At 70.7% G+C, this 17868-nt stretch carries 17 protein-coding genes; 4 read left to right on the top strand and 13 right to left on the bottom strand.

What is annotated here, in order from left to right:
- Nucleotides 1-94 precede the first annotated feature (94 nt).
- The 11 genes from OG306_RS35125 to OG306_RS35075 form a co-directional block, all read right to left on the bottom strand.
- On the bottom strand, nucleotides 95-1195 hold the full coding sequence (locus tag OG306_RS35125) for a polyprenyl synthetase family protein (protein WP_266750353.1): 1101 nt from the start codon (nucleotides 1193-1195) through the stop codon (nucleotides 95-97).
- Nucleotides 1192-2580 carry a hydroxysqualene dehydroxylase HpnE gene (gene hpnE, locus OG306_RS35120; protein ID WP_266750352.1) on the bottom strand — a complete coding sequence of 463 codons (1389 nt, stop codon included), beginning with the start codon at nucleotides 2578-2580 and terminating at the stop codon, nucleotides 1192-1194. The genes OG306_RS35125 and hpnE overlap by 4 nt, the downstream gene beginning before the upstream one ends.
- Nucleotides 2581-2698: 118 nt before the next feature.
- The gene (gene hpnD, locus OG306_RS35115) at nucleotides 2699-3619 is read right to left on the bottom strand and encodes a presqualene diphosphate synthase HpnD (RefSeq protein ID WP_266750350.1); all 921 of its coding nucleotides are present in this window, start codon (nucleotides 3617-3619) and stop codon (nucleotides 2699-2701) included.
- A gap of 29 nt (nucleotides 3620-3648) precedes the next feature.
- Nucleotides 3649-4569: a squalene synthase HpnC gene (hpnC, locus tag OG306_RS35110; RefSeq protein ID WP_266750348.1), complete on the bottom strand. Its 921-nt coding sequence runs from the start codon at nucleotides 4567-4569 to the stop codon at nucleotides 3649-3651.
- 446 nt (nucleotides 4570-5015) lie between these two features.
- Nucleotides 5016-5801, bottom strand: coding sequence for an ABC transporter ATP-binding protein (locus tag OG306_RS35105; RefSeq protein WP_266750347.1), 786 nt, complete (start codon nucleotides 5799-5801; stop codon nucleotides 5016-5018).
- Complete coding sequence (locus OG306_RS35100; protein ID WP_266750345.1) at nucleotides 5794-6723, bottom strand: ABC transporter permease; 930 nt, start codon at nucleotides 6721-6723, stop codon at nucleotides 5794-5796. Before OG306_RS35100 ends, OG306_RS35105 begins: the two co-directional genes overlap by 8 nt.
- Nucleotides 6724-6830: 107 nt before the next feature.
- Nucleotides 6831-7703, bottom strand: a complete 873-nt coding sequence (locus OG306_RS35095; protein ID WP_266752599.1) for a glycosyltransferase family 2 protein — start codon at nucleotides 7701-7703, stop codon at nucleotides 6831-6833.
- An 8-nt stretch (nucleotides 7704-7711) separates the two neighbouring features.
- Entirely contained in the window at nucleotides 7712-8491 is a 780-nt protein-coding gene (locus OG306_RS35090) for a CDP-alcohol phosphatidyltransferase family protein (protein ID WP_266750344.1), read from the bottom strand.
- Nucleotides 8469-9530, bottom strand: a complete 1062-nt coding sequence (locus OG306_RS35085) for an iron-containing alcohol dehydrogenase family protein (protein WP_266750342.1) — start codon at nucleotides 9528-9530, stop codon at nucleotides 8469-8471. Before OG306_RS35085 ends, OG306_RS35090 begins: the two co-directional genes overlap by 23 nt.
- Nucleotides 9518-10255, bottom strand: coding sequence for a phosphocholine cytidylyltransferase family protein (locus OG306_RS35080; protein ID WP_266750340.1), 738 nt, complete (start codon nucleotides 10253-10255; stop codon nucleotides 9518-9520). The genes OG306_RS35085 and OG306_RS35080 overlap by 13 nt, the downstream gene beginning before the upstream one ends.
- Nucleotides 10252-12024: a DUF5941 domain-containing protein gene (locus tag OG306_RS35075; RefSeq protein ID WP_266752597.1), complete on the bottom strand. Its 1773-nt coding sequence runs from the start codon at nucleotides 12022-12024 to the stop codon at nucleotides 10252-10254. Before OG306_RS35075 ends, OG306_RS35080 begins: the two co-directional genes overlap by 4 nt.
- 576 nt (nucleotides 12025-12600) lie before the next feature.
- Here OG306_RS35075 and OG306_RS35070 point away from each other — a divergent pair.
- The 3 genes from OG306_RS35070 to idi all read left to right on the top strand — a co-directional run bounded on the left by OG306_RS35070 (nucleotide 12601) and on the right by idi (nucleotide 15755).
- A complete protein-coding gene (locus tag OG306_RS35070) occupies nucleotides 12601-13542 on the top strand; it encodes a cation diffusion facilitator family transporter (protein WP_266750339.1) in 942 nt (313 codons plus the stop codon).
- Between the two features lie 208 nt (nucleotides 13543-13750).
- Nucleotides 13751-15016, top strand: a complete 1266-nt coding sequence (locus tag OG306_RS35065) for a bifunctional class I SAM-dependent methyltransferase/N-acetyltransferase (RefSeq protein ID WP_266750338.1) — start codon at nucleotides 13751-13753, stop codon at nucleotides 15014-15016.
- A gap of 145 nt (nucleotides 15017-15161) precedes the next feature.
- Nucleotides 15162-15755, top strand: a complete 594-nt coding sequence (gene idi / locus OG306_RS35060) for an isopentenyl-diphosphate Delta-isomerase (RefSeq protein ID WP_266750336.1) — start codon at nucleotides 15162-15164, stop codon at nucleotides 15753-15755.
- A gap of 39 nt (nucleotides 15756-15794) precedes the next feature.
- On the opposite strand, the gene OG306_RS35055 is transcribed toward idi, so the two are convergent.
- Both OG306_RS35055 and OG306_RS35050 read right to left on the bottom strand, forming a co-directional pair.
- Nucleotides 15795-16250 carry an ATP-binding protein gene (locus tag OG306_RS35055; RefSeq protein ID WP_266750335.1) on the bottom strand — a complete coding sequence of 152 codons (456 nt, stop codon included), beginning with the start codon at nucleotides 16248-16250 and terminating at the stop codon, nucleotides 15795-15797.
- Nucleotides 16251-16394: 144 nt separating this feature from the next.
- Complete coding sequence (locus tag OG306_RS35050) at nucleotides 16395-17018, bottom strand: HdeD family acid-resistance protein (RefSeq protein WP_266750333.1); 624 nt, start codon at nucleotides 17016-17018, stop codon at nucleotides 16395-16397.
- Nucleotides 17019-17098: 80 nt separating this feature from the next.
- On the opposite strand from OG306_RS35050, the gene OG306_RS35045 reads away from it, so the two are divergent.
- Entirely contained in the window at nucleotides 17099-17857 is a 759-nt protein-coding gene (locus OG306_RS35045) for an enoyl-CoA hydratase/isomerase family protein (RefSeq protein ID WP_266750331.1), read from the top strand.
- The last annotated feature ends 11 nt before the right edge of the window (nucleotides 17858-17868 follow it).

Below are 17868 nucleotides of genomic sequence, written 5' to 3'. Positions count from 1 at the left end.
TGCAGTTTGGTCCTCTGCTGTGCTGGGGTCTCCGTCGGCCGGCGCCCGGACGGGCGCCGGCCGGCGACTGCGAGTCATATGGAGGAGATAGTGATCATCTCTTTCGTACGACGACGAAGTCAGCGAGCGCTGTGAGCTGCGCCCGCACGGTGGGCGGCATGTCGACGCGGTGCAGTGCCTCGATGGCGACCGCATGCTGTCGGCGGGCCTCCTGGGCGGTCCATTCACGGCCGCCCGCCTCCTCGATGAGCGCCGCGCGGGCGGCGAACTCCTCTTCGGAGAAGCTGTCGAAATCACTGCTCTTGGCGTCGGCGGCGAGCAGTTCACCGAGACGCTCCGAGGCCGGTCCGCCCGCGGCGAGCGCGGCGACGACCGGCAGCGACTTCTTGCGCTGGCGCAGATCGCTCCAGGTCTGCTTGCCGGTGGACTCGGGGTCGCCCCAGATGCCGAGCAGATCATCGACGGCCTGGAAGGCGAGGCCGAGGTGGTGACCGTACGCCTCCAGGGTGTCGGCGGTACGGTCGTCGGCGCCGCCGAGGACCGCGCCGATGGAGCAGGCGCAGGCGAGCAGGGCGCCGGTCTTGTTGCCCTCCATCTCCAGGCACTCCTCGACGGTGACCCGCTCACGGTGCTCGTAGGAGATGTCCTGGGCCTGACCGTCGATGAGCTTGCGGGTGGCGACGGTCAGCCGGCGGGCCGCCCGGCCCGCCTCGACGGTGCCGAGCTCCAGCAGGATCTCGTTGGCGAGCGCGAAGAGCGCGTCGCCGACGAGGATCGCCTGGGCGGGGCCGTGCACCTTCCAGACGGTGTCGCGGTGGCGGCGCTGTTCGTCGCCGTCCATCAGGTCGTCGTGCAGCAGCGAGAAGTTGTGCACGAGTTCGACGGCCACGGCGCCGGGGACGCCTGCCTCGGCGGTGGCGCCGGCCGCCTCCGCGGACAGCAGGGCGAGCGCCGGGCGGACGGCCTTGCCGCCGTCGCCGACGGAGGGCCGTCCCTGGGCGTCGATCCAGCCGAAGTGGTAAGCGGCGACGGTGTCCATGGGCGGTGCGAGCCGGTCAACGGCGGCCCGTAGCACCGGCGTGGAAAGGGCCCGTCCGCGCTCCAGAAGCGCGGTGACGTCCGTGTCGGCCACGGTGTCGAAAGCCGGATTCGCCGGGGTCACTGACTCTCCTCTTGTTCCGGTGGTACTGCTCATGCCGCCTCCTGCAGCGGATGTTCATGGGAGCGGCCGAGCGCCCGGAGCGCGGCGTCCGCCGCGCTGAACCCGCTGCGGACGGCACCTTCCATCGTCGCGGGCCAGCCGGTGGCCGTCCACGCTCCGGCCAGGCTGAGGCCGGGGGCACGGGTGCCGGCTCCGGGCCGCAGTCGGCCGACGCCGGGGGCGGGGGCGAAGGTCGCCGTGCGCTCCCGGGTGACGAAGAAGTCTCTGATCCCGGCCCCGCGGGCGGCCGGAAGGAGCCGCTCCAGCTCGGGCAGGTAGCGCCTTCGCAGCTCGGCGACGGGGAGGTCGATCTCCTCGTCCGCGGCGGACTGGGACACCGCGAGGTACTGCCCGGGGCCGGTGAGGCCCGAGGCGTCCGTACGGTCGAAGACCCACTGGACCGGGGAACCGAGCGCGGTGAAGAACGGGCGGCGCAGCACCTTGCGGTCGTAGACGACGTGCACGTTGAGGATCGGCGAGGTGCCGATGTCGAGCAGCCGCTCCGGCGCGTCGAGCGCGCCCGCGGGCAGCAGGTCGTGGGTCTCGCGCTGCGGGACGGCGAGGACGACGGTGTCCGCCTCGATCCGTTCGCCGCCGGCCTCGACGGCCCAGCGGCCGTCCTCCGTGCGGGTGACGGAGGACGCTCTGGTGCGCAGCTCGGTGCGTACTCCGGCGGAGTCGAGTGCCTTGCGGGCCAGCGTGTCGTGGATGTCGCCGAGCGGCACGCTCGCCCAGCCGATGTCGGCGGCGCCGGGCTCGGAGAGGAGTCCGGTCTTGAACACCTTCGCGGCGAGGGCCAGCGAGGAGTTCGGCGCGGTGGCGTTGAGCGTGGCGACGCCGACCAGGTCCCAGAGGGCCTCGATGGTGCGCGGCGACTGGCCGTGCCGGGTGAGCCAGCTGCCGAAGTCGACGGCGTCGAGCGCGGGGTCGTCCGGGTCCAGGCGGCCCAGCGCCAGTGCGGCGCGTCCGACGCTCGCCCGCTCGCTGAGCGAGAGATGCGGGTAGCCGACGAGCCCGGCGGCGAGATGGAAAGGCACCGGCAGCGCGTTGCGGCGCAGCCGTCCCAGCCGGGGGCCCGCGGGGCGTCCGACATCGAGAACGGGCACGTCCAAACGGTTTTGCAGGGGCGCCAGGCGCGTTCCGTCGACGCGGTCGAGGAACCAGCGGTAGGCGGTGCAGCAGCGCAGGTAGACGTGTTGTCCGTTGTCGACCGTCAGTTCGCCGCGCCGGAAGGAGAAGGCGAGTCCGCCGAGCCGGGGCCGCCCTTCGAGCAGGGTCACGTCAAGCCTGGCGTCGGCGAGCCGCAGGGCCGCGGTGATGCCGGCGAGTCCGCCGCCGATCACGACCGCGTGGGAGGGACGCGGGGCGTCGTTCGTCATGCGCCCTCCTTTCGCCGGGTCACTTCAGTCAGGGACGCGTCAGTACACCAGAGGGTTGACCACCGATGGAAGCGCGTTTCCGTGCCGCACATGATGCGTGAGATATCCCAACGGCGCATCAGACACGCCCCCTGGCCGTCCGGCGGGACACGTAGCGCGCGTCGAGACCCGAGAGTCCGCGCACCGCGACGTACGCCTTCTCGTGGCCCGGCAGCGAGACCCGGCCGCGCAGCACCGCCTCGGGATCGCGCTCGATCCGGTCCAGCAGCCGGCGGTAGATGCCCGCCATGGCCGCGACACAGGCACCGCTGCGCCGGTCCAGCATCGGCAGCAGCCGGTACCCCTCGGCGAACAGGGTGCGGGCGCGCCGTACCTCGAAGTGGACCAGTCCCGCGAAGTCCGCTCCGGGCGGCGGAGTGGCCCGGTGGAACCCGGCCGAGCAGCCGAACTTGGCGAGGTCGTCGGCGGGCAGATACGTACGCCCGTTGCCGGCGTCCTCGCGGACGTCGCGCAGGATGTTGGTCAGCTGGAGCGCGAGGCCGAGCGTGTCGGCGTACTCCGCCGCCCGGTCGGCGCCCGGAGCGCCCGGTTCCGTACCGAAGACGCCCAGGCTGAGGCGGCCGATGGCGCCCGCGACACAGCGGCAGTAGACCTTGAGGTCGTCCCAGGTCTCGTACGTCGCACCGCGCACATCCATCAGCACGCCGTCGATGAGTTCGTCGAGTCCGCCGAGCGGGAGTGGGAATCTGCGCGCGGCGTCGGCGAGCGCGACGGCCACCGGGTCGGTGTCGTCCTCGTCGATCGCGCCGTCACGGATCCGGTCCAGGACGGTGCGGGTGCTCTCCAGCCGGGTCCGCTTGGTCTCCGGCTCCAACTCGCCGTCACCGATGTCGTCGACGCGACGGGAGAAGGCGTACAGCGCCGACATGGCCTGTCGCTTCTCGGCCGGCAGCAGTCTGATGCCGTACGCGAAGTTACGCGCCTGCTGTCCGGTGACCGCCTCGCAGTAACTGTATGCGGCCTGTACCGGTGCCGACATGTACGTCGTCTGTCCCTCCACGGTCCGGCTCACCCCTCTCTACGCGCTCTTCGCAAGACAACTCCCACCTCGCGCAGCAGGCTGGGCTTGGTGGGCTTGGGCGGTCCGGGCAGTACGTCGAACCCGGCGGCCGCGATCGCGGTGAGGGCGGCACGCCCCCCTCCCACGAATCCGGCGAGAAGCAGCTTGAGCCTGCCGTGGACGCTACCCACCAGGGGGGTGCCTTCATTCAGCAGTTCCCGAGCGCGTTCCGCTTCGTACGCAACCAGCGAACGCACCGATGCGCCCCCCGAGGGGGCGGTCAGATCGGTTTCGCGGACGTGGAACCGGGCCATGTCGTCCGCGGGCAGGTAGATCCGGTCGGCCGCGAGGTCCTCGGCGACGTCCTGGAGGTGCTCGACGATCTGCAGGGCCGTGCAGACGGCGTCGGAGCGGCGGATGCGTTCGGGGCTGGCGGTTCCGGTGATCTGCAGGACCAGCCGGCCCACGGGATTGGCGGAGAGCTCGCAGTAGGCGGCGAGCTCCTCGTACGTTCCGTAGCGGCGGATCTTCTGGTCCTGCCGGTTCGCCTCGATGAGGCCGAGGAAGGGTTCGGGGGTGAGCGAGCGGCGCCGCACGGTGGGGCGCAGCGCGCGCAGCAGGGGGTGCTGCGGCCCCTCGCCCGCGATGTCGAAGACCCGGTGCAGATCGGCCTCGAAGGCATCGAGCATGGCGAGCCGATCGTCGGTCTGCTCGGGATCGAGGCCGAGATGGCGGGCGTCCGCGCCGCCGGGCGTGAGGTCTCCGTCGCCGATGTCGTCGACGAGACGGGCGTAGCCGTAGACGGCCATCAGGTCGTCGCGCCAGGCGCGCGGCAGAAAGAAGGGGGCTACCGGAAAATTCTCGTCAGCGGCCTTGTCGAGGGTGCTGGGCGCGGCGGCATCGTGGTGCGCCTGCCGGGTAGGGGTCACCACCGACCGCCCGGCGCGGGGACGGCGTGAGCACCTCGGAGCTGGAGATTTTCCGTCATAGCCGTCACATCTCCCGTTCTACACTGCTGACCCAAAACATCCCATTCCGGACACGCCGCCCGCTCTGCCGAGTGCGGAGCGCGCCGTCAGGCCGTGTGGCCAGGCGGTATCGCCCCACTTGCAACGAATCAGCACCGCTACAGCTTACGTTGTACAACGCTCATCGATACGTCGGGGTGTTGCGCGCACAGGAACAACGCGTCCTGCCCCGCCAACCTTCCCCGTGCGCAAGGAAATTGACGTCATCCGCCGGGAGGAGATCTTGTCCGGGGCGTACCGCCGCGCGTGCAGGCCGCCCGGCGGGGTCCGTAGTCCGGACACGGACGCGGCCTCCACCGGAACTCTCCGGCGGGGGCCGCGTCCGTGCCACGGGACCGAAGGACGCGCTACTTGCCGGTCTCGCGCTCGTACGCCTTGAGGACCTCGTCCGTCGGGCCGTCCATCAGCAACTCACCCTTTTCCAGCCAGAGCACCCGGTCGCAGGTGTCCCTGATGGACTTGTTGCTGTGGCTGACCAGGAAGACGGTCCCCGCCTCCTTGCGGAGTTCCCTGATGCGCTTCTCGGAGCGGATCTGGAACTTGCGGTCACCGGTGGCCAGCGCCTCGTCGATCATGAGGACGTCGTGGTTCTTCGCGGCCGCGATGGAGAAGCGCAGCCGGGCGGCCATGCCGGAGGAGTACGTCCGCATCGGCAGGGTGATGAAGTCACCCTTCTCGTTGATGCCGGAGAAGTCGACGATCCCCTGGTAGCGCTCGTGGATCTCCTCGCGCGACATGCCCATCGCGAGGCCGCCGAGCACGACGTTGCGCTCGCCGGTCAGATCGCTCATCAACGCCGCGTTGACCCCGAGCAGCGACGGCTGGCCGTCCGTGTACACCTTGCCCTGCTCGGTCGGCAGCAGTCCGGCGATGGCCCGCAGCAGGGTCGACTTGCCGGAGCCGTTCGTCCCGATGAGGCCGATGGCCTCGCCGCGGTAGGCGGTGAAGGAGACGCCGCGGACGGCGTGCACCTTCCGTACACCGCGCGCCTCGCCCTTGCCGCGGCGCAGTATCCGGCTCAGCGCCGCGGTGGCGCTGCCCTTGCCTCCGCCGGCGCCGTTGACCCGGTACACGATGTGCACGTCGTCGGCGATGACGGTGGGGACGCGTCCCGAAGTGTTGTCGTCAGCCACGGCCGTACCGTTCCTCTGCCTTCCAGAAGTACACGAAGCCCACCAGGCCGATGAGGACCGCCCAGGCCAGCGCCACGATCCAGACGTGCGCCGGCAGGTTGCCCGAGCCGTAGCCGTCGATCAGCGCGAAGCGGATCAGGTCCATGTAGATGGCCGCCGGGTTGTACTGCAGCACATCGGCGATCCAGGCCGGCTTCTTCTCGAGCATCACCGGGATGGAGAACATGACGCCCGACGCGTACATCCAGGTCCGCATGATGAAGGGCATGAGCTGGGCGAGGTCGGGGGTCTTGCTGCCCAGCCTGGCCATGATCAGCGCCAGCCCGGTGTTGAAGAAGAACTGCATGGTCAGCGCCGGAATGATCAGCAGCCAGGAGAGACTCGGGTAGCTGCCGAAGGCGACGGCCACGACCGCGAGCACGAGCATCGAGTACAGCAGCTGCTGGAGCTGCTGCAACGAGAACGAGATCGGCAGTGAGGCGCGCGGGAAGTGCAGCGCACGGACCAGCCCCAGGTTGCCGGAGATGGCCCGCACACCCGCCATCACCGAGCTCTGGGTGAAGGTGAAGACGAAGACGCCGGTCACCAGGAAAGGGATGAAGACCTCCTGGGTCATTCCCCTCCGGGTTCCCAGGATCAGCCCGAAGATCAGGTAGTAGACGAGAGCGTTGAGCAGCGGCGTGGCCACCTGCCACAGCTGGCCGAGCTTCGCCTGGCTGTACTGGGCGGTCAGCTTCGCTCGGGAGAACGCCAGGATGAAGTGGCGTCGGCCCCAGAGCTGCCGGATGTACTCGAAGAGCCCTGGCCGGGCGCCGCTCACCGTCAGGCCGTACTTGGCGGCCCTCTCGGCCGCGCTCAGGCCGTCGTCGGCGGATGGTGGGGTGCTCAGTGCGACCGCACCATCATGGGTTGTGTCACTCACCAGATAAAACTCTCGTATTCAAGATGCGCAGCCAGTCGCGGGCGCGGCTCGGAGCGGACAGGTCCCGTGGAGAAGATGTACGTCTCATGCTCTCAGAGGAGAGCCTCTCAGATCACGGGAGGCCGACCCAGTCTGGTCAGCCGCCATACAGTGCGCCATCGCATCGGACGGCGGGTGCCGCAGGGCGTGGACCAGCCTTCCCGGAAGCCGCCGAACCATGCCTTCAGGGCCGGGCCGGAGGGCTTGCGAAGCAGGGTCAGCAGCAGCCACACGCCGAGGTAGACGGGGACCAGCGGGGCGGGCAGGTTGCGCCGGGCCAGCCACACCCGGTTGCGGGCCACCATGCGGTGGTACACCGCGTGCCGTGACGGGGCGGTGGTCGGGTGGTCGAGGACCATGTCCGCGCGGTAGTCGATCATCCAGCCGGCGTCCAGTGCCCGCCAGGCGAGGTCGGTCTCCTCGTGCGCGTAGAAGAACTGGCCCGGCAGCGGTCCGACGTCGGCGATGACCTTGGTGCGTACGGCGTTGGCGCCGCCGAGGAAGGTCGTCACCCGCGAGGAGCGCATCGGGTCGGAGGCCCGCAGCCGTGGCACGTGGCGGCGCTGCGTGACACCGGTGTCGGGGTCGGCGATGCGGAAACTGATGATGCCCAGCTCGGGATCGGCGTCGAAGGCCTGTCGGCACAGCTCGGCGGTGTCGGTGAGCGGCAGCAGTCCGTCGTCGTCGAGGAAGAGCAGGGCGTCCACATCGGCACCGGACGGGCCGAAAGCCTCGATCCCGACGTTGCGGCCGCCGGGGATGCCCAGGTTCTCGGGCAGCTCGACGGTGCGTACGCCCGCGGGGACGTCCGGTACGGGGGCGCCGTTGCCGACGACCACCACTTCGATCCGGTCGCCGTCCTGCTTGGCGACCGAATCGAGAAGGGCACGCAGCTCCGCGGGGCGGTTTCCCATCGTGATGACGACCGCGCCGAGCTTCATCGGATTGCTCACTTCAGCCTGCTCGACGCCAGGATCGACACGAGGTGCAGCAGGGTCTGCAGCAGGGCGATGCCGGCCAGCACCGCGACCATGAGACGGGTGAAGAACAGATCGTCCCTGACCGCGTCGAGGACGGCCGCCACCAGGATCACCAGTGACGCCTCGACGCCGAGGATCAGCCGGTGGAACTTGAGCGCGCCGGCGGCCCGGCGGGCGAGCGCCATGCCGGACGAGCGCGGCTCGGAGGCGGCCTCCTTGACCGGCGGCAGACCGCCCTGGTGGCGTGCGACGCCGACGAGGTCGGTCTCGGCCTTGATCAGGATGGCGCCGAGGGCCGCGAGAGTGCCCAGGAAGGCCCACAGCCAGTCGATCCGTCCGGAGCCCCACAGATCGGCGGCGCGCAGGCCGAAGCCGACCAGCACGGCGGCGTCGCAGAGATACGCGGCGACGCGGTCCATGTAGACCCCGGCCAGTGAGAACTGCTTCTTCCAGCGGGCCACCTCGCCGTCGACACAGTCGAACAGCAGGTAGAGCTGGACCATGAGGACGCCGAGCAGCGCTCCGGGAATGCCGGGAACGAGCAGCGCCGGCGCGGCGAGCGCGCCCGCGACGGTCATCACGTAGGTCAGCTGGTTGGGCGTGATCCTGGTGTTCACCAGGTGCCGGTCCACGCGCAGGGAGATCTCGCGCATGTAGAGCCGACCCGCCCAGTGTTCGCCGCTGCGCCGGTCCTTCACGCCCGGCGGGTGCACGACGGGACGGAGTTCAGCTATGGATGGCTTTTGCATAGTCGGCGTACGCGTCCCTGATCTGGTCTGTGGACAGGTTGAGGTGTTCCAGGATCGTGAAGCGTCCCGGGCGGGTCTGCGGGGCGTAGTCGACGGCCTGGACGAACTCGTCGGCGGTGAAGCCGATCTCTTCGGGCAGGACGGGCAGACCGTGGCGGCGCAGGGTGGCCACCATGAGCAGCGACTCCTCGCGCGCACCGCGCAGATGCATGGCGAAGCAGGCACCGAGGCCGACCTGCTCGCCGTGGCTCGCCGCACGCCTGGGGTACAGCAGGTCGAAGGCGTGGTTGATCTCGTGGCAGGCGCCCGAGGCGGGCCGGGAGTCCCCGGCGACCGACATCGAGATGCCGGTCAGCACAAGGCCCTCGGCCAGCACCTTGAGGAAGGCGTCGTCACCGATCCCGCCGGGGTGGCGCAGCACGGCCTCGCCGGCCTGCCGGGCCATGGCCGCGGCGAGTCCGTCGATCTCCTCGCCCTTGACCTCGTGGGCGAGTTCCCAGTCGGCCACGCAGGAGATGTTGGACACCGCGTCGCCGATGCCGGAGCGCACGAAACGGGCCGGTGCGTCGCGGACGACGTCGAGGTCGATGACGACGGCGATCGGAGTGGGGACCCCGTAGGAGCCCCGGCCGTTGTCGTTGTCCAGGGTCGCGACGGGCGAGCAGAGACCGTCGTGCGCGAGGTTCGTCGCCACCGCGACCATGGGCAGGCCGACGCGTGCCGCGGCGTACTTCGCCACGTCGACGATCTTGCCGCCACCGAGGCCGACCACCGCGTCGTAACGGTTGCCCCTGATGTCGTCGGCGAGCTTGACGGCCGAGTCGAGGGTGCCGTCGGTGACCGGGTACCAGTGGGCGCCGGGCAGCGCGGGGGCCAGCCGCTCGCGCAGCGCCCGCCCCGAACCGTCGCTGATCGCGACGGCGAGTATGCCGGAGGCGGAGATCCGCTGGTCGGCGAGGAGGCCGGCCAGATCGTCCAGGGCGCCGCGACGGATGTCGACGACGACCGGGGACGGAATGAGACGGGTCAGTACTGGCACGCGATCTCACGGCCCTTCGCGAGGTCGTCGTGGTTGTCGATCTCCACCCACGTCACGTCGCCGATGGGGGCCACGTCGACGGTGAAGCCGCGGTTCACGAGCTCCTGGTAGCCGTCCTCGTAGTAGAGGTCGGGGTCGCGCAGATACGTGGTCTTCAGCGCGTCGGCGAGCTCGGCGGCGGCCTCCGGCTCGATGAGGGTGACACCGATGTACTCACCGGTCGCGGTGGCCGGGTCCATCAGCTTCGTGATGCGCCGCACACCCTTGTCGCCCTCGGTGATGACCTTCATCTCCTCGTCGGCGAGGTGCTTCACCGTGTCGAGGGCGAGGATTATCTTCCGGCCGTCACCGCGGGCGGCGAGGAGGGTCTTCTCGACGGAGACCGGGTGGACGGTGTCGCCGTTGGCCAGGATCACACCGCGCGTCAGGACGTCACGGGCGCACCACAGGGAGTAGGCGTTGTTCCACTCCTCGGCCTTGTCGTTGTCGATCAGGGTGAGGGTGACGCCGTACTTGGCCTCCAGCTCGGCCTTGCGGTCGTACACGGCTTCCTTGCGGTACCCGACGACGACGGCGACCTCGGTGAGACCGATCTCCGCGAAGTTCGCCAAGGTGAGGTCCAGCACTGTCTTCTCGCCGTCGACCGGCACGAGGGCCTTAGGGAGCGTGTCGGTATAGGGGCGCAGACGCCGTCCTGCACCGGCTGCCAGTACGAGGCCGATCATGCGGGTTCTCCTTCGTCGTGAACGGCGGGTGCTCCGGAGGACACCCAGAAGCGGATGGACTCCGCGAGGACCACCAGTGCCACAGCCGCTGCGAGCGCGGTCAGTGCCAGGGTGAAAGCTGAATGCCGGGTGAATACGGCGGCGAGTACGGCCACCACCAGGGTGCGGCCCTCGTGCCCACCGATCGCGCGTACCAGCCACTGGGGCGGCGCGCCGGTGCCGCCGCGGATGCGGTACACGGTGTCGTAGTGATGGTAGGCGACGGCCGAGACGAGGCCGAAGGCTGCCGGAAGGGCTCCCGGGACATCGCTGCGGGCGGCGAGGACGAGGACGGTGCAGTACTCCGCCGCCCTGAATATCGGGGATACGAGCCAGTCGAGGGCGCCCTTGAGGGGGTGAGCGACCGCCATGCCCGAGCAGATCGCGTAGAACACCGCGGCGAAGATCATCTGCTTGCTGCCGAACGGCTGCTGCAACGCGGCGGCGATCAGGGCCCCCGCGCCGACGAACGCGATCACGGGTGCGCTCCAGGCACCCCCGATCCGGGGGCCATGTGCCGCCACGAACCGTGCGAGGGGACCGGAGTCGGTCAGGTCCGCGAGTGCGCGGGTCGCTCGGTCGGTGCGCTCCGCCTTGCGGGTCAGCGAGCGCAGCAGACGGCCCGCCGTGGTGTAGCAGGCGGCGAAGGCGCAGCCGATGAGCAGGGCGTAGAAGACGATCCGGGGCGTGGTCACCGCGGTCAGTACGGCGATCATCACCCAGCGCTCGCCGATCGGCAGCACTATCATCCGGCGCAGCCACACCGTCCAGCCGACGCTGTCGAGCCGGTCGGAGAGGGCTGCCGTGGGGCTCGAATTGGCCACCGCGTCGTGGTTCGCCTCGTTGAACGAGAAGTCGATGACATGGCGGCAGGCCTGGAGCACCATCGCGCCGAGGGCCAGTGCCCAGACGTCGTCGCCGCCGCGGGCGGCGCCGAGTGCGAGGCCCGCGTAGTACGCGTACTCCTTGGCCCGGTCGAAGGTGGCGTCCAGCCAGGCGCCCATCGTCGAGTACTGCAGCGAATAGCGGGCGAGCTGCCCGTCGGTGCAGTCCAGGACGAACGAGAAGAGCAGCAGCAGTCCGGCGGCGATGTAGCCGTCGCGGGTGCCGGTGGCCGCGCTGCCCGCCGCGATCAGCGCGATGAGCAGGGACGCTGTGGTGACCTGGTTCGGGGTGAGGCCGCGGCGGGCGCACCAGCGGGCGATGTAGCGGGAGTACGGGCTGATGAAGAACGTGGTGAAGAATCCGTCGCGGGCCTTCACGGCGCTGCGCAGTCGTACCGCCTCGTCGTCGACCGCGGCAACGGCGCTCTGCGCGGTGGCGCGCGCGGACTCGCCGGCCGGCACGGCGGCGACCAGCGAGCCGAGCTCGGGGCGTTGCACGGGGGTGCCTTCGGCGTCCATGGTGACGGCGAGGCGGCCCGGGACGGTGCGGTCGGTGACCGTCGCCGTGACGCCCGGACCGGCCGGGACGCCCGCGCCGACGGCCGCGGCGGTGGTGCTCAGGGCGCGGACGAGCGCGGGGCGCGCCTCCGGCTGCGCGGTGAGCGCGCCGGGCACCGTGGCGGCGGGGAAGCGCGGGTCGGTGAGTCCGAGCCGCAGGGCGTGGACGTGACCGACGAAACGGGGGTCGACCAGTGCGACGCGGCGGTCGGCGGGGATGTCGGCGAGCAGCCGTGCGGCCTCGGTCGCATCGGCGGCGATCTGTACGTCGAAGCCCAGCGACCGCAGATCGTCCGCGAGCGACGATCCGGGTACCGGTGCACCGGTGAGGATGGCGGTCGGCAGACGAACTCACTCCTTGGTGCTGACGGGGTCGGCGCGCGACAGTGCGGCCCGGAAACGGGCCGGCGGCACGTCGGCGCATCGGCAGAGGCTATCGGATGAACGGAAGTGGGAGTTCACTGCCCGTTTGTGCTCCGTTCGGGGTGGACGGGCATGATGCGGCGCCGCCCGCGATCATCATCGTCGATCCCGGCCTCACCTGACAAAACGCGAGGCGCGGGCCCGGGCCTTCCGGCCGGATCGGGACCGGAGGGCTGCGGTGTTCCAGGGGTAGGCGGCCCGGCGCAGGAGGCGGGAGAGGGCCGAACCGGCCTGCAGAGGCTGGTGCCCGCACCGTCCCGGCACCCGGCGACTGCGCCGTCAGTGAGCTCCCCACCGCTCTGACCTGCGACCATTTCCGCAGGTCAGAGCATATGACAACGGTGTTCAGTGCCGTGTTGCCCGATACCCCCCACCCGTAGTTGACTGACAGTGCTCGGGCGGATCGCGTCCGAGTCCGCGCGACGACCGGGAGGCGTCCCCATGGGGGCAGGGCACGACCACGGGCACACACACGGCGGACCGCCGCCCACCGGCACGGCAGCCGCCGCGTACAAGGGACGGCTGCGGATCGCGCTGTGCATCACGCTCACCGTGACGCTCCTGGAGGTTGCCGGCGGACTGCTCTCCGGCTCCCTCGCCCTCATCGCCGACGCGGCCCACATGGCGACCGACGCCCTGGGCCTGGGCATGGCGCTGCTGGCGATCCACTTCGCCAACCGGCCGGCCGGGCTCAACCTCACCTTCGGCTTCGCACGCGCCGAGATCCTCGCCGCGCTGGCCAACTGTCTGCTGCTGCTCGGAGTGGGCGGCTATCTGCTCTTCGAGGCGGTCCAGCGCTTCATCACCCCGGCCGAGACGAGGGGCGGGCTGACGATCGTCTTCGCCCTGGTCGGCCTGGTGGCCAACATGGTCTCCCTGTCGCTGCTGCTCCGCGGGCAGAAGGACAGCATCAATGTGCGCGGCGCCTATCTGGAGGTGCTCGCGGACACACTCGGCTCCTTCGCCGTGCTGATCTCGGCGGGGATCATCCTGGCCACCGGCTGGCAGGCCGCCGACCCGATCGCCTCGCTGGTGATCGGCCTGATGATCGTCCCCCGTACGGTGAAGCTGCTCCGGGAGACCCTCAATGTGCTGCTGGAGGCGGCGCCCAAGGGCGTCGACATGGGTGAGGTACGGGCCCACATCACCGCCCTGCCCGGGGTGCTGGACGTCCATGACCTGCACGCCTGGACGATCACGTCGGGGATGCCGGTGCTCTCCGCCCATGTGGTGGTGCGCCAGGACGTGCTGGACTCGATCGGCCACGAAAAGCTGCTCCATGAGCTGCAGGGCTGCCTCGGGGTCCACTTCGACGTGGAGCACTGCACCTTCCAGCTGGAGCCGAGCGGCCATGCCGAGCACGAGGCCAGGCTCTGCCACTGAACCGAGGTTCAGCGCCGCCGTGTAGGGTGTCCGGCGAGGCGAGGGCCTCCCCGTGCGCGCGAGAGGAGCTGAGGCCGATGACCGTCGCGACGGCGCCCATCCGGCGCAGCATCCGGTCCGTCCTCAGCTTCCGGGCCCTCGGCTAGCACGCCGGCTCACACCGGGCCGACACGTCGGCCGGAGCCCTCGTACCCAAGGGTTTCCCACGGTGACCGACAACGATCACGCCGTCCGTTCCGAGGCGTTCTTCTCCCTTTACCACGATCTTCCCCGGCAGAGTCCCGGTTCCGATGCCACCACCCGGCAGCTGCTGGAGCTCGCCGGCCCGCTGCCGCGCCGTCCGCGCGTCCTGGATCTGGGCTGCGGGCCCGGCCGCGCCGCGCTGCTGCTCGCCGCCGAGGCGGGCGCCGAGGTGACCGCCGTCGATCTCCACGAGCCGTTCCTCGGCGAACTGCGCGAAGCGGCGGCTGCTCGCGGACTCGGCGACCGTATCCGTACGGTCCGGGCCGACATGGCCGAGCTCACCGGCCCCGGCTTCCCGGCCGGGGCGTTCGATCTCGTCTGGGCCGAGGGGGCCGCGCACATCATCGGTTTCGACACCGCGCTGCGTGACGGGAAGCGGCTGCTCGCGCCGGGCGGCACCCTCGTCGTCTCCGAGTGCGTCCGGACGACGGACGCGCCGACCGACGTGGCCCGCGCCTTCCGGGGGCAGGAGACATCGAAGCGCCCTGTGGCGGCCAACGCGGCGGCGGCCGTGGCGGCCGGCTATCACGTCCTCGGGGTGCGCGTGCAGCCCGACGCCGACCGGGACGGGTACGACGTCCCGCTCGCCGAGCGCGTCGAGGCCGCCGACGCGTCGGCTCCCGGCATGGAGTGGGCGCTCGCGGCGGCCCGCGAGGAGTTGGCCATGCGGCGCGATCACGGTACGGAGTACGGCTGCGCCGGCTATGTACTGCGCCCCGCCGACCCCCGCTGGCCGACCCGGCCGGAGACGGCGGCGGACGTGGCGGCCGTGCGCGCGGTCAACACCGCCGCGTTCCCGACGCCGGACGAAGCCGCTCTCGTCGACGCGTTGCGCACCGATCCGGAGGCCTGGCTGCCGGGCCTCGGTCACGTCGCGGCCGGTCCGGACGGCGCCGTGGCTGCGTACGCGCTGCTGACCCGGTGCCGGGTAGGGGACGCACCGGCGCTCGCGCTGGCCCCGGTGGCGACGGCCCCGGAGCACCAGCGGCAGGGCGCCGGCCGGGCCGTGGTGCGGGCCGCGCTCGACGCGGCCAGGCTGCGCGGCGAGTCACTCGTCCTGGTACTCGGTCATCCCGAGTACTACCCGGAGTTCGGGTTCGTACCGGCGTCCCGCTACGGGATCCGGCCGGGCTTCGAGGTCCCGGACGAGGCGATGATGGCCCTGGTGCTCGACGACTCCGTGCCGGTGCCACACGGCACGATCCGCTACCCGGCGGCCTTCGGCGTCTGACGTGCCATCCGGTCCCTTCGCGCCACGAGGCACGGCGGGACCGGACATGCAGGACCCGAGGTGCGGACAAGCGGCTTTTGTACGGCAGACTTGACGGACTCGACGGGACCGGCGCACGGGGCCGGGACCATAGCGAAGGATGGGTATGCCGACCACACCAGCCACCGCGGCGAACAGCTCGTCGAACGGCACAGCAGAAGCGATCATGCTCGAACTGGTCGATGAGAACGGCACCACCATCGGTACGGCGGAGAAGCTCGCCGCCCATCAGCCGCCCGGTCAACTGCACCGGGCCTTCTCGGTGTTCCTCTTCGACGAGCAGGGCAGACTGCTCCTGCAGCGCCGGGCGCTCGGCAAGTACCACTCCCCCGGCGTCTGGTCGAACACCTGCTGCGGCCACCCCTACCCGGGCGAGGCGCCCTTCGCCGCCGCCGCCCGGCGTACGTACGAGGAGCTGGGGATCTCGCCCTCGCTGATGGCCGAGGCGGGCACGGTCCGCTACAACCACCCCGACCCGGCCTCCGGCCTGGTGGAGCAGGAGTTCAACCACCTCTTCGTGGGCATGGCACAGGACAGGCCGCACCCGGACCCGGACGAGGTCGGCGAGACCGCGTTCGTGACGGCCGGCGAACTGGCCGAGCGGCACGCACAGGCGCCGTTCTCGGCCTGGTTCATGACGGTGCTGGACGCCGCGCGGCCGGCGATCAGGGAGCTGACGGGAACGTCCGCCGGCTGGTAGCGGGCGGGCGGCAGCGGATGCCGCAGCGGTTACGGGTGCTCAGAGCCGCCGGCTCAGCGGCAGCACCGCCCAGATGATCTTTCCGCCGCCTGCGGTGTGTTCCACATCGCAGGCGCCGCCCGCTTCCCGGGTGATCTCCCGGACCAGCAGCAGGCCGCGGCCGCCGGTCTGCGCGTAGTCCGTCTCCAGGGCCGTCGGCCGGTAGGGGTGGTTGTCCTCGACGGACACTCTGACCCATTCCGCTCCGACGGCCACCTCGACGGCGAGTTCCGGCGAGAGCAGCGCGGCATGCTTCACGGCATTGGTGACCAGCTCCGAGACGATGAGCAGCAGGCCCTCTGCGACATCCTCGTCCAGCGGCACGCCCTGGCGGTTCAGCAGGTCGCGTACGGCATGCCTGGCCTGCGGTACGGAGACGTCCACGGCCGGGGCGGTGAACCGCCAGACTCCCTCGTACGACACGGGCCGGGCGGGGACACTCCCGCGGCTCTCCATAGTCCGGTACCCGCTCTCCACTCGGTGGTGACTGCACGTCGAGTACAGAGTGCGCGGCGTAGTCGGTCCGGCTCGTGGTACTGAACAGAAGTCGACTTCTATCGACTTCTATCGACAGGATTTGACCGGACACGGACGAATGCGTCAGCTCCTGGAGCGTTTCGGGTGCTCTCCGCCGGGTGCCCCCGGCGGCTGACCGCTCGCCTGCTGGTCCGAGACCATGGAGACCACTTGGCGGCCGCCGACCCCGATCGCGATCAGGCCGAGCCCGTCGAAGAGCAGCGCCAGCGAGAAGAACAGGCCGAGTACGTAGAGGCTGCTGTGCGGCCAGTCGAAGAGCACCAGCAGCCCCAGGAGCAGGCCGAAGGCTCCTTGCAGGAGCGTCCAGCCGAACTGCGGGCCACGCACCACGACGCTGCCGACCAGCCGGAACAACCCACCGGTCAGGAAGAGCAGCGCGGCGAACATGGTCAGCGCCTCGGCCGTGCCGTGCGGATGGTGGATGACGACGACTCCGGCGGCGATGTTCAGCGCGGCGACCACGACGCCCAGCCAGAAGAAGTTGGTGCCGCGGGACTCGACGGCGTGGAGCAGCCCGACGATGCCGCCGATGAGCAGCAGCCAGCCGAACAGGAGCATCGAGGTGAGCGTCGCGACACCGGTGTACACGAGGCCGACCAGACCGGCCACGACGAGAAGGGTGCCGAGCAGTGCCAGCCAGCCGAAACTGCGGCTCAGCTTCTTGCCCTCGGCTACGGGAACGGCCACGGGATGCTCCTCACGGTGCGTGCCTGTTCGGCGACCCCTTCTTGATCATAGGTTCGAACCGTACGGATAGCATCCGGCGCATGGACCGTACGGAACCCCGGCTGGAGCACACCGTCGCGGACGGTGTGGCGACGGTCGTCATCAGCAATCCCGCCAAGCGCAATGCGATGACGGCCCCGATGTGGAGCGCGCTGCCCGGTCTGCTGGAGCGGCTGGCCGTCGACCCCGCGGTCCGGGTGCTGGTGCTGACGGGCGCCGGGAACACCTTCTGCGCCGGGGCGGACATCTCCTCGCTCCGGGACCCGGCGGGCGATCCGCAGGCGCTCGCCGTGGCCGCCGAGGAGTCCCTCGCGGCATTCCCCCGTCCGACACTCGCGGCGATCCGCGGCTACTGCGTGGGCGGCGGCAGCCAGCTCGCGGCCGCCTGCGATCTGCGGTTCGCCGAGGAGGGCGCGTCGTTCGGCGTCACGCCTGCCAAGCTCGGGATCGTGTACCCGGCGTCGTCGACCCGGCGGCTGGTGGCGCTGACCGGCCCGGCCACGGCGAAGCATCTGCTGTTCTCCGGCGAGCTGATCGACACCGCGCGGGCGCTGCGGACCGGTCTGGTGGACGAGGTGCTGCCGGCCGGTGAGCTGGACAAGCGGGTCGACGCGTACGTACGCACGCTGGCGGCGCGCTCGCAGCTGACGCAGGCGGCAGCGAAGGAGTTCGCCGCCGGGCGTGCGGACCGGGACGCCCACTGGGCGGAGCAGGCGCGCCGCAGCGGCGACACCGCGGAGGGGGTCGCCGCCTTCCTGGAGCGGCGCGCGCCGCGCTTCACCTGGACGACCGGGCCGTAACGCCCCTGCGG

It is taken from the genome of Streptomyces sp. NBC_01241 (genome assembly GCF_041435435.1).
Lineage (GTDB): Bacteria > Actinomycetota > Actinomycetes > Streptomycetales > Streptomycetaceae > Streptomyces.
The sequence above is the reverse complement of the archived record's forward strand: the minus strand, read 5'-3'. Positions and strand labels throughout refer to the sequence as shown.

Excerpts from the sequence above, each read along its gene's own strand:
- OG306_RS35125 (WP_266750353.1), bottom strand. The coding sequence starts at position 1,195 with ATGAGCAGTACCACCGGAACAAGAGGAGAGTCAGTGACCCCGGCGAAT.
- hpnE (WP_266750352.1), bottom strand. The coding sequence starts at position 2,580 with ATGACGAACGACGCCCCGCGTCCCTCCCACGCGGTCGTGATCGGCGGC.
- hpnD (WP_266750350.1), bottom strand. The coding sequence starts at position 3,619 with ATGTCGGCACCGGTACAGGCCGCATACAGTTACTGCGAGGCGGTCACC.
- OG306_RS35095 (WP_266752599.1), bottom strand. The coding sequence starts at position 7,703 with ATGAAGCTCGGCGCGGTCGTCATCACGATGGGAAACCGCCCCGCGGAG.
- OG306_RS35090 (WP_266750344.1), bottom strand. The coding sequence starts at position 8,491 with ATGCAAAAGCCATCCATAGCTGAACTCCGTCCCGTCGTGCACCCGCCG.
- OG306_RS35080 (WP_266750340.1), bottom strand. The coding sequence starts at position 10,255 with ATGATCGGCCTCGTACTGGCAGCCGGTGCAGGACGGCGTCTGCGCCCC.
- OG306_RS35070 (WP_266750339.1), top strand. The coding sequence starts at position 12,601 with ATGGGGGCAGGGCACGACCACGGGCACACACACGGCGGACCGCCGCCC.
- idi (WP_266750336.1), top strand. The coding sequence starts at position 15,162 with ATGCCGACCACACCAGCCACCGCGGCGAACAGCTCGTCGAACGGCACA.
- OG306_RS35055 (WP_266750335.1), bottom strand. The coding sequence starts at position 16,250 with ATGGAGAGCCGCGGGAGTGTCCCCGCCCGGCCCGTGTCGTACGAGGGA.
- OG306_RS35045 (WP_266750331.1), top strand. The coding sequence starts at position 17,099 with ATGGACCGTACGGAACCCCGGCTGGAGCACACCGTCGCGGACGGTGTG.